The organism is Candidatus Spyradosoma sp. SGI.093 (assembly GCF_050314555.1).
Classification (GTDB): Bacteria; Verrucomicrobiota; Verrucomicrobiia; order Opitutales; family UBA953; genus Spyradosoma.
Window position 1 is genome coordinate 153349 of record NZ_JBNPNH010000003.1, and the last position, 14710, is coordinate 168058.

Sequence of the window (14710 nt, forward strand, 5' to 3'; positions counted from 1 at the left end):
TCCCGTGAAACGAATCGCGGGAACGCTTTTTTTCGGTGTCCGGGAATTGCCCCTACAAACTACACCTTACACAGCGCTCAGCGCTATTCCACAGCGGCGAAGCCGCTTCCCTCACGCCTTCGAGCCGGGCGTGGTCTTGATTTCGACGATGTCGTGCGGGGCGGATTCGCGCTGGCCCGCCATCGTGACGCGGATGAAGCGCGCGCGTTCCCGCAGCGTCTTCAGGTCGGGCGCGCCGAGGTAGCCGAGCCCGCTCTGCACGCCGCCCGCGAGCGTGATCAGGATCTGATCCACGCTGCCGGAGACTTCCTTGAGCGCCTCGACGCCTTCGGGAGCGACCTTCGTAACCTTGCTGTTGCGCAGGTCGTGCCCGTAGCGCGCGGCGGAACCGTGGCGCATCGCCTCCATCGAGCCCATGCCGCGGTATTCCTTGTAGAGTTTTCCGTTGATTTCCATGATCTTGCCGGGCGCTTCCTTGCAGCCCGCGAGCATGCCGCCGAGCATCACGCAGTCCGCCTGCGTGAGCGCCTTCACGATGTCGCCGGACTTCGTGATGCCGCCGTCGGCGATGATGCGCACGCCTTTTTTCTTCGCCGCCTGCGCGGAGACGTAAAGCGCCGTGAGCTGCGGAATGCCCACGCCCGCGACGATGCGCGTCGAGCAGATCGAGCCCGGTCCCTGGCCGATCTTGACGGAGTCCGCGCCCGCGTCGGCGAGAAATTCCACGCCTTCGCCGCTGGTCACGTTCCCGGCGATGATCGTCAGATCCTTGAAATGGTCACGCACGAAGCGCACGCACTCGCCGACGCCCGCCGAATGGCCGTGCGCCGTGGAGATGATGATCGCGTCCACGCCGACGGCGACGAGATTGGAGACGTGCTCGTTCAGCGCGTCGTAGTTCACGCGTCCGTCCGGATAACGCGGCACGGCGACGGACGCGCCGCAGCGCAGGCGGAAGTTCTCGTCGCGCGAGGGGCGGATGGCGTCCGTTCCCGCCTCGTCGCGGATGCGCTCGATGTCGGACAGCGTGAAGAGCCCGCGCAGATGGTCCTGCGCGTCCACGACGAGAATCTTGTTCGTGCCGATGTGCTCGAGGAAGATGCGGTCCGCGGTCGCGATCGGGTCGCCGCCGAGGTCTTTTTCCTGAATCGTGAGCACCTGCTCGCGCGGGATCATCACGTCGCCCACCTTGTGGTCGGCGTGGCGGCTCTTGACGACGCCGCCGCGCAGCAGCCCGAGGAGCTTGCCCGCGGCGTCCACGACCGGGAACGTGGAAAAGTTGTAGTCCTCGCGCTCGATGAGGGCGAGCACGTCGCCGACGGTGATGTCGGCGGGAACGGTCGCCGGGCGGTCGATCATGCCGTGCACGTAGGTCTTGACGCGGCGGACCTTGTCGATCTGGTCGGCGTTGGACATGTTGTAGTGAATCATGCCGATCCCGCCGTGGAGCGCCATCGCGATCGCCATTCTCGATTCCGTGACGGTGTCCATGTCGGCGGACATGATCGGGAGCGAGAGCGCGATTTTGTCGGAAATCGTCGTGTCTAGGCGCGTCATGCGCGGGAGCACGTCGGAAAAACAGGTCGCGAGCGAAACGTCGTCGTAGGTCAGGCCCATTCCCGCGTTCGCGGCGAAGAATTCGTCCGAGTTCTTGTAAAACAGATTGTCGATGTGCGATGCCATAAGTAATCCTGTTGCCGCGGTATGCTACGGCGGCGCCCGTTCCCGCGCAACATTTTTCGCGGGAACGCGAAACGCGAGCGCAAGGACAGTTCAGAAGCAATCAGCTTTTCAACTCCTCAACATTTTAAACTCCTCGACTCTTTACAGTCCGCGCTTCGGGGGCTAAGCTCGGTCGCGTCATGAAGCTCCGCGACAAAATCACGCTCGCGCTCGCGGCGGGCGTCTCCGCTGCCGTCGCGCTCTCGGCGGCGAATCCGCCTTCGGGCGCGGTCTGGTTCGTCGAAATCGTCTGGTGCCTCGCTTACGCGCTGGGGCTCGCGGCGCTGTTCCCGCGCTTCCGCTTTTCGAATTTCGCCTACGCGCTCGCGGCGTTCTGGTGCGTGCTCCAGGCGGTCGGCGCGCACTACACGTTCGAGGCCGTGCCGTTCCCGCGGGAGCTTTTCGGGCTCGAGCGCAACTGCTTCGACCGCCTCGCGCACTTTTCCGTCGGGCTGAACGCGTATCTCGTCTGCGAATACGTTTTCCGCGAAAAGATCGTGAACGGCGCGAAGGCCGCGGCGGCGGCGGGCTTCTTCGTCATCGTCGCGGTCGCGGGGCTCTGGGAAATCGTCGAATGGCTCTACGCCGCGTGGGACGGCGGCGAAACGGGCGCGGCGTTTCTCGGCTCGCAGGGCGACGAATGGGACGCGCAGAAGGACATGCTCTGCGACGCGCTCGGCGGGCTCGTCGCCGCGCTGCTCTTTCTCGCGCGGGAACGCCGTCAGGAAAAATAGGCGAGCGATTCCGCGAGGCCGCCCTCGCGGTCGAAGCGGCGCCACGCCTCCGCGAAGCGTTCCTTGAGCGGGCCCGCCGCCTCCGCCTCGACGGCGGCGAGCGCGTCCGCGTCGTTTTTCAGAAACGCCTCCGCGCGGCGCAGCGCGGCGAACGCCATTTCGACGGCGACGCGGAACCCGCCGCGGTCGGCGCGGGAACGCTCCGCCGAGGAAAGCGCGCGCGCGCAGGCGTTCTTCGCGGCGGCGACTTCGCCCGCGGAAACGCCGTCCATGAGCTTCGCGAACGCTTCGCCACGCGCGAAGAACAGCTCGCGGATCAGGCTGCGGTTCGTGATTTTCTTCGCGAAGAAATCGTCGAGCCCGCCGAACTCGAGCAGCGCGTCGACGAAGGCGTCGTCGTCACGGAAAAGCGCCAGCAAGGCTGCGCGGACGTCGCCTTCCCGGGCGCCGCCCCGCATTTCCGCGGCGCAGGCGACGAGCGGAACCAGGTCCGCCGCGGGCGGATTGTGATAACCGAAATCGCCCCAGGTCGTGAGCAGCACGCCGCGCGCGCCGTGTCTTTTCGCGGCGGCGCAGGCGGCGCGGACGTTCGCGAGCGCGTTCGTCTGCCGCGTGCCGAAGCTGAGCCACGACGACGTTCCCGGCGCGACGAGAAAGCCGCCGGGATCGCCGCCCGCCTTCGCGAGCGCCTCGCGCACGCGCGCGCACTGCGCGTCGAACGGGTGGTCCGCCTCGTAGCCCCAGATCACGGGAACGGTCCCGCGCACGAAATCGGCGGGAATCTCGCCGTCCTCGCCGAGCAGCACGTCCGCCCAGAACATGATTTTTCTGCCGCACGCCTCGGCGCGTTTTTTCAGCCGCGCCATGTGTTCGAGATACACGGCGCGTTTGCCGCGCGCGGCGCAGAGCCCGCGGGAACGCCCCTGCCCGAGCTCCCACGGCTCGTCGCCGCCGACGTTGAAGAGCTTCGACGAAAAATTCGGCAGATACTCGCGGTAAAGCGCGCCCATGAAGTCCGCCGATTCCTCGCCCGGCGCGAACGTTCCCGCCGCGCGGCGCATTTTGAAGAGCTCGTGATAAAAGCCGTCGGGGCACTCCGCGAGCGGCTTGTAGCGCGCGTGCTTCAGCCAGCGTTCGACGTGCCCGAACGAATTGAGGTTCGGCACGAGCTCGATGCCGCGCGCGCGGCAGAGCGCGTCGAGGCGGCGGATTTCCTCCGGCGTCAGCGGCGACGCGTCGCGCCAGACTTCCTCGTGCCCGCGGAACGCGAACGTGTGCTCGACGTAGAGCTGAAGCCGGTTGAAGCGCAGCGCGGCGAGCAGGCGCACGATCGTTTCGAGCGCGGGCATCGTCGGCACGCGTCCGCGCGAAACGTCGAGCATGAACCCGCGCTCGGCGAAGGCGGAAACGGCGTCTTTCGGAAAAATCTCCAAGTCTTCGGGAACGTCCATGCGGGCGATTCTTCCGCGAAAGCCCGCCCGAAGCAAAACGAAAAAAAACGCGTTCCCGCGAAAAATCCGCGGGAACGCGTTTCTCTATTTTTCCTCGGGAAAATCCGTTCCCGCCGTCTTCATTTCCCGCGCTTCGCGCCTTTTTCCTTTTTCCCGCCCGCCTTCGGGAAGGTGAAGGAGAGGGCGCCGTTCTTCGCGTCCACCTTGATCGTTCCCGCGGCGAGCCTGCCGTTGCGCAGGATTTCCTCCGCGAGCGGGTCTTCGAGGTTGCGTTCGACGGCGCGGCGCAGCGGCCGCGCGCCGAATTTTTCGTCGTAGCCGACGTCCACGAGGAACTTCAGCGCGGCGTCGCTGAGCGCGAGGCGCACGCCCTGCGATTCGAGACGTCCGGCGACGTTCGCCGTTTCGAGGCGCACGATCTCCGTCAGGTTTTCCTTCGTGAGCGGGCGGAAGAAGATGAGCTCCGTGAGGCGGTTGAGGAATTCCGGCTTGAAGACGCGCTTCGTCTCGTCGGAGAGGCGCGCCTTGGTCTTTTCGAAATCGACGTTCGCGTCCAGCCCGACGTCGAATCCCATCGCGGCGTTTTTCTGCAGAATGTCCGCGCCGACGTTGCTCGTCATGATGAGAATCGTGTTGCGGAAATCGACGGTGCGGCCGAGCGAGTCCGTGAGGCGGCCGTCCTCGAGCACCTGCAGCAGCAGCTGAATCACGTCCGGGTGCGCCTTTTCGATTTCGTCGAAGAGCACGACGGAATACGGCTTGCGGCGCACGGCTTCGGTGAGCATGCCGCCTTCCTCGTAGCCGACGTAGCCGGGCGGCGAGCCGATGAGGCGCGAGACGGTGTGCTTTTCCATGTATTCGGACATGTCGATCTGAATCAGCGAGTCGCGCTGGCCGAACATGCGCTCGGCGAGCGTCTTCGCGAGGTGCGTCTTGCCGACGCCCGTCGGGCCGAGGAAAAGGAACGAGCCGATCGGCCGGCGCGGGTCCTTCAGGTCGGCGCGGGAACGCCGCAGCGCGCGCGCGATGACGGCGCACGCCTCGTCCTGCGCGACGACGGACTTGCGCAGGTCGTTCTCGAGCTCGAGCAGCTTCTGCGACTCGGACTTTTCCATGCGCGTGAGCGGGATTCCCGTCCAGTCGGAGACGACGCGCAGGACGTGGTCTTCGGTGACGGGCGTCGCGGCGGAATCGCGTTCCCGCCGCCATTCCTCGGTGAGCAGGTCGCGCTCGGCGACGAGTTTCTTTTCCTCGGTCAGCAGCGTTCCCGCGCGCTCGTAGTCCTCGGCGTCGGAGGCGGCCTTCTTTTCGGCGACAACGGCGTCGATCTTCTTTGAAATTTCGGCGAGCTTCGCGGGCGGCTCGAAGGAATCGATGCGCACGCGGGAGCCGGCTTCGTCGAGAATGTCGATCGCCTTGTCGGGCAGGTTGCGCTCGGTGATGTAGCGGTCGGAATAGCGCACGGCGGCGACGATCGCCTCGGGCGCGTAGCGGCAGCGGTGGTGCGCCTCGTATTTCGGCGCGACGCCCTGCAGGATGCGGATCGCGTCGGCGACGGACGGCGGCTCGACCTTCACGCTCTGGAAACGGCGTTCGAGCGCGGGATCCTTTTCGACGGACTTGCGGTACTCGGCGAGCGTCGTCGCGCCGATGCACTGAATCTCGCCGCGGGAAAGCGCGGGCTTGAGAATGTTCGCCGCGTCCATGGAGCCTTCGGCGCCGCCCGCGCCGATGATGGTGTGCAGCTCGTCGATGAAGAGAATGACGTTCTTCGCGCGCTTGATCTCCTCCATCACGAGCTTGATGCGCTCCTCGAACTGGCCGCGGTATTTCGTTCCCGCGATCATCAGCGCGAGGTCGAGCGCGACGACGCGCTTGCCCGCGAGCAGCTCGGGAACGGAGCCGGAGGCGATCGCCTGCGCGAGGCCTTCGACGATCGCCGTCTTGCCGACGCCGGCTTCGCCGATGAGCACGGGATTGTTCTTCGTGCGGCGGCACAGAATCTGAACGACGCGGCGGATTTCCGCCGTGCGCCCGATGACGGGATCGGTCTCGCCGCGCCGCGCGATTTCGGTGAGGTCGCGCCCGAACGCCTTGAGCGCCGTCATCTTTTCCTGGCGGGAACGCGCCGCGCTCTCGACGGGATCCTTGGGCGCGGAGGCGTCCTCGCCGGATTCCTCGCCGCCCGCCTTGCCGAAGATCTCGTCGAAATCCGGCAGCGGCGACGCGGAGTCGGAGGACGGCGCGTCCGCCTTCGGCTGCGGCGTTCCCGCGGATTTTTCCGATTCGGGAGCGTTGAGCTCCTCCAAGATCTGATTGCGCGCCTTTTCGAGGCTGATGTTCAGCTTCTGCAGCATCTGCGCGGCGACGGAACCGCCCTCGGCGAGAATGCCGAGCAGAATGTGCTCCGTGCCGAGATAGTTGTGCCCGAGAGACTTCGCCTGCTTCTGCGCGAGATCGAGCGCGTTCTTGGCGCGCGGCGTCAGCGGTACGCGCTCCGGAAACTCGGAGTCCTCCGGCCCCTTGCCGATGTGTTCTTCGATGAACGCGCGGATGCGGTCGGCGTCCGCGCCGAGATGAACGAGCACGTTGATGGCGACGCCCTGCCCGAGCGCGAGCAGGCCGAGCAGCAGATGCTCCGTGCCGATGTAGTTGTGGCGGAACTTGCGGGCTTCGGCGACGGCGAGCTCCATCACCTTTTTCGCCCGGGGCGTGAAATTGTCTGCGTTGTTCATTTCTGAGACGAAAATGGTGCAATTCCTATGCCAGCGCAAGCGGGCGCGGCGTCAGGCGAAATCCGCTCCGAATTTCAGTCCGCGGCCTCCAGGTGCGGAGCGTGGCCGCAGGCGGGAACGCGCACGACGCGGGAACGCGGCAGACGCGCGCGCATCGCGTCCGCGACCGCGGAAAATTTCGCGTCTTCCGCGCCGCAGACGAGCATGGTCTCGACGTCGATTTCGCCAAGATTTTCCCAAAGCGGCGGAAGCGCGCCCGTGCCGATTTCGGCGAGCGCGCGCGCCCACAGCGTCTTGTCCGCCGCCGCGCGGGCGCGCAGCAGGCGAGAACGCCGGGGCTCGGGCATGCGGTCCTGCGTCGCGATGAGCGGCGTGCGCCGCCAGGTCTCGTAGAACGCCGCCGCGCTCGGGGCGGCGAGGATTTTCGCCGCGAGCGCCGCGTCGCGTTCCCGCCGCGCCGCGCGTTCCGCCGCGTCCGCGATGCCGGGCGAAGCGGAGATCAGCACGAGCCGGTCGCCCGCGCGCCAGAGTTTCCGCCGCGAAATCTCGAGCGCGACGTGCAGCGCGACGCGCCCGCCCATCGAATAGCCGAGCAGAACGCGCGGCGCGCCCGCCGGCGCGGGAAGGAGCGCGAAACGCGCGAGGAGCGCGGCGACGAGGCCGCGGAAATCCGCGGGAACGTCCGCCGAGTGCAGATCGGGCGCGTCGAAAAACGCGTCGGGGAAACGGAGGCGCAGCGCGTCGAAGTCGCCGCCGCAGCCGGTGAATCCGTGGAGCGCGAGCACGGCGGCGGGAGCGCCGAAGATCTCATCCGCGGGGAAGCGCATCGGGCAGTTTGTCCTGCAGAAAGGATTCGCACGCGGCGGGCGTTCCCGCAAGCGCGGCGAGCGTTTCGCCCGCCAGGTAGCACGAGCCCGCGACGACGATCGATTCGCCCGGCTTCGTCGCGAGCGCGCAGCGGTTCCCGCCGGGGAAAAGCGCCGCGACGGACGATTCGACGATTTCGCCGGCGAAGTCCGCGGGAACGCAGGCGCGCAGCTCCGCGAGCGTGCAGGCGCGGTCCTGCGCCGGGCGCACGAGCACGATGCGCCGCGCGTGCCGCGCGACCGCGCGCATGATCGGCAGCGCGCGCGCCGCGCCGAGCACGCCCGCGACGACCGTCGGGCGCGCGCCCGTCTCGCGGCGGTGCGCGGCGAGCATCGCGTCGAGCGCCTCGGCGCATTCGGCGTTGTGCGCGACGTCGATCACGAGCGTCCGCCCGTCGTCCAGCGCGCGCCGGTCCCAGCGCGCCGCCCAGCGGACGCCGCCTAGCGCCGTTTCCGCGGGAACGGCGGGAACGCGCCCGATCCGCAGGAAGAAGATCTCCGCCGCGAGCGTCGCCGCCGCCGCGTTTTTGCGCTGGTGCGCGCCGAAAAGACTGGTGCGCGGATAAGCCTCGACGTCGTCGCCGAAGCGTTCCCGCACGGAGACGAGCGGCACGCCCTTCTCCGCGGCGACGGCGCGCACGACGCGCTCCGCCTCGGCGGGAACGCGGCCGAGCACGACGGGAACGCCGGGTTTGACGATGCCCGCCTTTTCCGCCGCGATCTTTTCGAGCGTGTCGCCGAGCATGTCGCAGTGATCGAGCCCGACGGACGTGATCACGCAGACTTCGGGCGCGAGCACGTTCGTCGCGTCGAGGCGTCCGCCCAGCCCGGTCTCGACGACGGCGGCGTCGCAGCGCGCTTCCGCGAAGCGCAGAAAGGCGGTCGCCGTCATCAGCTCGAAAAAGGACGGAAAGTCTTCGTCGCCGGGCTTGCCGAAGCGCGCCGCCGCCGCGTAAAGCCGCTCGGCGTAGGCGCAGATTTCCGCGTCGGAAAGCGGTTCGCGGTTCACCTGCACGCGCTCGCCGAGCTTCACGAGGTGCGGCGACGTGTAGAGTCCGACGCGCAGCCCGTTCGCGCGCAGAATCGCCTCGAGCATCGCCGCGGTCGAGCCCTTGCCGTTCGTTCCCGCGAGGTGGATCGACGGGAACGCGCGCTGCGGCTCGCCGAGCGCGGCGGCGAGCAGGCGCATGCGGTCGATGCCGAATTTGCTGCCGTGATTGCGGAGCGAGCACAGCTCCGCGATGATTTCAGCGTGAGTCATGGCGGGAACGCCGTCGCGGCGGAAGCGCGCCCGCGGGGACGGACGCCGCTCCCGCGCCGCGCGCGCGCCTCGTTCAGAGCGTCACCGCGAACGCGGCGATGGGCTTCACGAGCGTGACGACGGCGGCGAGCTGTTCCGGAGAAACCGGCTTGTTCGTCTTGATGACGGCGAGCGTCTCGCCCGCCTCGTGGTCGATCGGCGCCGTGATGTTTTCGATGTTGATCTCCGCCTCGCCGAGCACGGACGTGATGCGCGCGAGCACGCCGGGGCGGTCCGAATAACGCACGAAGAGCAGATGTCCGCGCAGGTCGAAGTACAGCCCCTTGAAGCCGTTGACCGAAGAAATGATCGGCGCGTTTTCCGCGACGATTCCGCGCACGGAGACGGTCTCGACCTTGCCGTCCGCTTCGAGCGTGAGGTCGAGCACGATGGAATCCTCCTCGACGTTCCCGACGAGCGGTTCGCGCGCCTGATAGGCGACGCCGTGCTCCTTGAGCGAGATTTCCGCCATCGGCGGCGGCAGGCCTTTTTCCGCCTCGGGCAGCAGGCCTTCGAGAATCTTCGGCGTGAACCATTTGCGGAACGAACGCAGGCTGCCGGAGAACGTGCAGTCCGCGCGGCGCACAGCCTTGTTCCCGCCGCAGAGACGCGCGAGCGTCGCGAGCATCTTCACGAGCTGCAGCTGCGTGGGATTCAGCCCGAGCGGGACTTCCGCGTTCACGACGCACGACGTGTCGCCGTTGTCGAAATACGCGATCGCCTCTTCCGCGGCGCGCTTGGCGGCGTTGAAGTTCGCCTCCTTCGTGTTCGCGCCGAGGTGCGGCAGAATCAGGTCGGCGACGGCGGCGGAAGGCTTCTCGCCCGCCGCGTCCTTCGGGTGGACGTCCGTCGCGTAAAGGATTTTCTTGCCGGAGGCGCGCACGGCCGCGAGCGCCTCTTCGTCGACAACGCCGTAGCGGGAGCAGTTCACGAGCATCGCGCCGTCCTTCATTTTGGAAAGCAGTTCCGCGTTCACGAGCTTCTGCGTCGAAGCTCCGCCGGGAACGTGCAGCGAAATCACGTCCGCCTCCTCGAAGATGGTCTCAAGCGGCACGGGCGTGACGCCGATGTTGATCGCGCGCTGCTTGGCGAGGAAGTGGTCGTAGCCGATCAGCGTCGGCTCGAAGCCCTGCAGGCGCTTCGCGAGCAGACGGCCGATGTTGCCGAGCCCGACGATGCCGACGGTCTTCTTCGTCAGCTCGCGCCCCATGAATTTCTTCTTTTCCCAGAGCCCCGCGCGCGTCGAGTTGTCCGCGGGAACGACGTGGCGGAAGCACGCGAGAATCATCGCGACGACCTCCTCGGCGACGCCGTTCGCGTTCGCGCCGGGCGTGTTCATCACGTCCACGTTCTTCCTGCGCGCGTAGGCGATGTCGATGTTGTCGAAACCCGCGCCCGCGCGGATGACGAGCTTGAGCTTCGCGAGCGCGTCGATGATTTCGGGCGTGACCTTTTCGGAGCGGACGATGAGGACTTCCGCGTCGGCGTTGGCGGCGACCTGCGCGTCGATCGGCGCTTCCGCGTCCTGAACGACGGTGTAGCCCGCGGCGGCGAGCGTCTTGGCGGCGACGGTGTCGAGTTTCGTGGGAATCAGAACTTTCTTCATAAATGCAGATACGTTGTCGCCAAGGAAATACTCTTTTCCCGACGGACGCGAACGGATTTTTTCGCGGGAACGCGGTGCGCGAAAAATCTCCCGCGGATTTCCGCAGATTTTTTTTGAATCCGAGAACTGCACGAATTTCGCGAATTTTTTAGAGAAATCCTCAAGCGCATTTTTTCAAACGCAAAGAACGTTCCCGCGAGTTTCCGCGGCACAAAAAAACGGACCTCTTGCGGAGGTCCGTTTTTCCTGCGGGAAAGAAGGCGCTTACTGCGCGGTCTTTTCCTCGTCGATCGCGCTCATGTCGTACTCGCGGTAAATCGGTCCGGAGGAGATGAACAGGCTCGGGTTCGAATACGTCGCGCCCGTCTGCACGCCCTTGAAGAGACCGTCTTCCGTTCCGCCGCCGCGAGCCATGAGGTTCGCCGTGACGAAGATGAGAAGGTTCTTCTTCGTGATGGACTTGCCCGTGCTGCGGAACGCGGAGCCGATGAGCGGGAGGTCGCCGAGAATCGGCACCTTGTCGTTGACCGTGCGGATTTCTTCGCGGGTCAGGCCGCCGATGACGACCGTGCCTCCGTCGTAGACTTCGACCGTCGTCGAAACCTGACGCAGGTTGAAGACCGGCTGGAAGAAGCCCGCCGGCGTCGTGACGACGATGCCGCCCGCGATCGCGACCGCCATGCCGCCGTATTCGATGAAGCCTTCGAATTCCTTGATTTCCGGCGCGAGTTCGAGGGTGATGGACTTTTCGGTGTTGTTCACGCGCGGAACGACGCGCATCTGAATACCGACTTCGGTCGCCTCTTCGTCGAACTGCGGCGTGCCCGGCGTAATGCCGACCGTCGCGGAACCGTAGCTGCTGTTGTTGTTGTCGTTGTTGTTGTTGTTGTTGGAGTTGACCTTGATCTCCATGTCGTCATAGGACTGCGGCCAACGGAGCAGCTGGACGATCTTGATCGTGGCTTCCAGTTCGGACTGAACGGTGAGGCTCGGCGCCGCCATGAGGTCGCAGCCGTCCTGCGCGCTCAGCGCGTTGAGGATGAGGCGCAGGTCGTAGTTGCCGACCGTGCCGATGACGCCCGTGAAGGTGTCGGGAGCGTCGAGACCGTAGTTCGGCTGGCGCGTGACCTGCGGCGGAGCCTGGTTGAATTCGACCGTCCTCGCGGGCGTTCCCGGGTGGAAGACGCCGTCTTCGTCCGTGTAATCCGAACGCTCCGGCGTATAGACGCGGGTCTTGGAATCTTCGGAAACGGTGCCGTGCGCTCCCGCGACCGTGCGGTTGGCGGTCGAGGCGCGGACGAACATGTTTTCGCCTTCGCCCTTGGTGAGCTGCCAGTTCGTGACGACCTGGTTGAGCACCGTGCTGTTGACTTCGATGAACTTCGCCTCGATGTTGACCTGCTTCGTCTCCGCCGTCGTCAGACTGCGGATGATGTTGCGGATGCGGTCAAGTCCCTTGCGGTCCTGCGTGACGATGAGGAGGTTGGACGTCGCATCGTAAACGAGCGAGCGGTCGCCCTCCCAAGAAACGCCGGCGCGCGCGAAGAAGCCCTTGATGCCCTGCTCTTCGGAATTTTCGTCCGTCGCTTCCGCGCCGGAGGACCCGAACGTTCCGCCGGCGTCGCCGGAGCTCTTCTTGCCGGACATGCGGGCGACGACCTTCGGGGAAACCGTGAATTCCTCCTGGTCGAGACCGGCGGCGCCCACGTTCGGAGAAACCTGGACGATGTCGTCCTTGATGTCGTAGCGGTAGCTGACGGTATCGAGCATGATTTTGAGCACCTTGTTCATCGGCTGGCTCTTCATCTGCAGATTGATCAGCGGCGGATTCTTGGTTTCCGGGTCGTTGAGCACAATGTCCACGCCGCGGCCGACCGGGTCGTGCACGGCGGAAAGTTCGCTCAAGGTCTCGAGCGCGCGCTGGAGCGGCACGTCGCGGAGCGCGACCGGAATGTTGATGCGCGCCATCTTCGCCTCGATCGGCGAAATCTTCTCTTCGTTCGCGTCGGCGTTGGCGACCGCCGTGAAGGGCATGGCGAGCTTCCACTTGTCGCGGACGTCCGCCATCATGGTCTCGCGCGTGACCTCATGATTGTATTCGCCGGAGTTGGCGAGAACGCGGCGGATGCGGATCTGCATGCTCTTGGCTTCCGCGTTGTCCGGCATGTAGAGGAGCGCCTTCTGGTAGCTGTCGAGCGCGCCCTGATAGTCGCCGTAAAGGTACTGCGCCTTGCCGCGGAGAAGCGCCTCGCGGCATTCCTTTTCCGCGCGCATGGCGGAGGGATTCAGCGTGACGGGGTTCTGAGCCGCCGCCGTCGCGCGCCATTCCTTGTAGAACGCGGCGAGCTGGAGCGTAATCTTGTGATCCTTGCCGAGCAGTTCTTCGACCATCTTGAGGTAGGATTCCGCTTCGACGGCGGAACGCTTTTCGACCATGTCGAAGAAGTAGGCGGAATAGACGAGCGCGCGCTCTTCGTCGATTTCCTTCGAGATGTCGCTGGTCGAGGAAATGTTCGGCAGGAGCAGCTTGGCTTCGTCGAGGGACTTGATGGCTTCCGGCAGCATGTGGCGCGCGCGTTCGTCGCGGGCGCGGGAGAGCGAGCGGCGAGCGGCGAGCGAGTTCTCGCGGATGGCGGCGCGCTGCGCTTCGGACATTTCTTCGGAAAGCTTGGCCTGATCGACGTTGTTGCGCTCGAGTAGCACTTCCTGACGGACGACGGAAATCTTGTCGAGATAGTCGCGGGACGCCGGCGTGTTCGGGAGCGCGGATTCGATCTCCTCAAGGAGACGGAGCGCGCGGTCCGGATCGGTCGGGATCAGGAAGCGGGCTTCCTCGATGGCGGCTTCGGCTTCGCGGTAAATCGCGTTGCGGTGCTGAACGACTCGCTCGAACTCGTTCGCAGGAGCGCCTTCCTTGCCGACGGTGCGGGCGGAATCGGACGCGCGGAGCGCCGTTTCCGCCTCGGCGAGACGCGACGCGGCTTCGGCGTTGTTCGGGTCGAGCTTCAGGAACGCGCGATACTTTTCGACGGCGACGTCGAACTTACGCTCGGAGACCGCGCTTTCGGCTTCGAGGTAAAGCTTGGCTTTGAGTTGATCGTTGTCCTCGCTTTCAGCAGCAAACGCGTTCGGAGACGCGACGCCCGCGCCGAAGGCGGCGGTCGTGATGAGAACGGAGGGAATAATTTTCGGGATGCGCAATTGTTTTTTCATGCGGGGGCCAATTCGAGTTAAGTGGTTATTCGGAGCTTGTTTCGAGGGGGTTCCGGGTGGGTTAAAATCTTTCTTGTTTTTTGGTTACTTCACGAGGTCTAAAACAACCTGACGAACTTTGGGGCGTTTAGGCTTGCCGTTAGACTCCGATTGTTTGGATATTGTCGCCTGTTGAGCGGAAATGTCAACAACTTTGACAAAATATGTCGCGTCTCCGAGGCGAAAAGCGGGTTCTTTTCCGACGACCGTCCACGGTTCGGAATCGGATTCGCGGGTCGCGAGCTCGATTTCCGGCTTTTCCGCGTCGGCGGAGAAGGTTTCCGTGTAGCGCCAGCGGCGCGGCGAATTGTCGTCGCGGAAGACGGCGACGACGCGCGAGGAGTCGCGGACGAATTCCTCGAGCACGCGCAGATCGCGGTCCGCGTTCTCGTGATCGACGAAGGTCGCCATGTAGCGCGTGTAGTTCGAGCCGTCGCCCGTTTCGCTCTGCCCGCGGACGATCTTGAAGTCCTTGAGCGCGATGCCGCGGCCGGCGACTTCGACCGGTTTTTTGGGCGTGAGCGTGAAGATCGTGCGGCCGTCGATCTCCTCCTTCGACAGCTTCGTTCCCGCGCTCCTGGAAAAGTCGAACGGCACTTTTTCGCCGCGCGCGTCGACGAACGCCACGTACACGGAATAGCCGGACTTGCCCGCCTTGCGCGGCGGCACGTCGGTCGAGCACGTCGTGATGCGCAGACTCGAAACGGGGTTTTCGAGCGAGACGAGCGAGACGCCGAACGGTTCCTCCGGCGGGACGGGCAGCTCCTTCGCGATGTAGCGTTTTTCGCCGGACAGCCAGGTGGTCTCGGGAACGGTGAAGAGGTCGTAGTTCCAGCCCGTTTCCGTGTCGAGCTTCGGATCCGCCCATTTCGCCGGAGCGGAAGCGAACTTGCCCTCGTCCGTCCAGGAGGCGAATTCCTTGCCGTTCTCCGAAGCGCGGACGGGCTTGGCGCCCTCGGGCTTCAGACCGACGCAGACGCCCGCGCTCGCGAGGCAGACGAGCACGCCCGCGGCGCACAGAATCTTATCGTAATGCTTCATGAT

Annotated in this window: 9 protein-coding genes; 1 reads left to right on the forward strand and 8 read right to left on the reverse strand. The window is 65.5% G+C overall.

What is annotated here, in order from left to right:
- Positions 1-111: 111 nt before the first annotated feature.
- Positions 112-1683 (reverse strand): IMP dehydrogenase, encoded by a 1572-nt coding sequence (gene guaB, locus ACQREB_RS04565; RefSeq protein ID WP_427765832.1) that lies wholly within the window; start codon positions 1681-1683, stop codon positions 112-114.
- Between the two features lie 179 nt (positions 1684-1862).
- Here guaB and ACQREB_RS04570 point away from each other — a divergent pair, with 179 nt between their 5' ends.
- Entirely contained in the window at positions 1863-2456 is a 594-nt protein-coding gene (locus ACQREB_RS04570; RefSeq protein WP_427765834.1) for a DUF2238 domain-containing protein, read from the forward strand.
- On the opposite strand, the gene ACQREB_RS04575 is transcribed toward ACQREB_RS04570, so the two are convergent.
- The 7 genes from ACQREB_RS04575 to ACQREB_RS04605 all read right to left on the reverse strand — a co-directional run bounded on the left by ACQREB_RS04575 (position 2444) and on the right by ACQREB_RS04605 (position 14707).
- Positions 2444-3907, reverse strand: a complete 1464-nt coding sequence (locus ACQREB_RS04575; protein WP_427765837.1) for a family 20 glycosylhydrolase — start codon at positions 3905-3907, stop codon at positions 2444-2446. The genes ACQREB_RS04570 and ACQREB_RS04575 overlap by 13 nt on opposite strands.
- A gap of 119 nt (positions 3908-4026) precedes the next feature.
- On the reverse strand, positions 4027-6642 hold the full coding sequence (locus ACQREB_RS04580) for an ATP-dependent Clp protease ATP-binding subunit (protein ID WP_427765840.1): 2616 nt from the start codon (positions 6640-6642) through the stop codon (positions 4027-4029).
- Between the two features lie 74 nt (positions 6643-6716).
- Positions 6717-7469: an alpha/beta fold hydrolase gene (locus tag ACQREB_RS04585; protein WP_427765842.1), complete on the reverse strand. Its 753-nt coding sequence runs from the start codon at positions 7467-7469 to the stop codon at positions 6717-6719.
- Positions 7450-8769, reverse strand: coding sequence for a bifunctional folylpolyglutamate synthase/dihydrofolate synthase (locus tag ACQREB_RS04590; RefSeq protein WP_427765845.1), 1320 nt, complete (start codon positions 8767-8769; stop codon positions 7450-7452). The genes ACQREB_RS04585 and ACQREB_RS04590 overlap by 20 nt, the downstream gene beginning before the upstream one ends.
- A 73-nt stretch (positions 8770-8842) precedes the next feature.
- The gene (locus ACQREB_RS04595; protein ID WP_427765847.1) at positions 8843-10414 is read right to left on the reverse strand and encodes a 3-phosphoglycerate dehydrogenase family protein; all 1572 of its coding nucleotides are present in this window, start codon (positions 10412-10414) and stop codon (positions 8843-8845) included.
- A 264-nt stretch (positions 10415-10678) separates the two neighbouring features.
- Positions 10679-13627: a hypothetical protein gene (locus tag ACQREB_RS04600; protein ID WP_427765850.1), complete on the reverse strand. Its 2949-nt coding sequence runs from the start codon at positions 13625-13627 to the stop codon at positions 10679-10681.
- 84 nt (positions 13628-13711) lie between these two features.
- The gene (locus tag ACQREB_RS04605) at positions 13712-14707 is read right to left on the reverse strand and encodes a hypothetical protein (RefSeq protein WP_427765853.1); all 996 of its coding nucleotides are present in this window, start codon (positions 14705-14707) and stop codon (positions 13712-13714) included.
- Between the last annotated feature and the right edge of the window lie 3 nt (positions 14708-14710).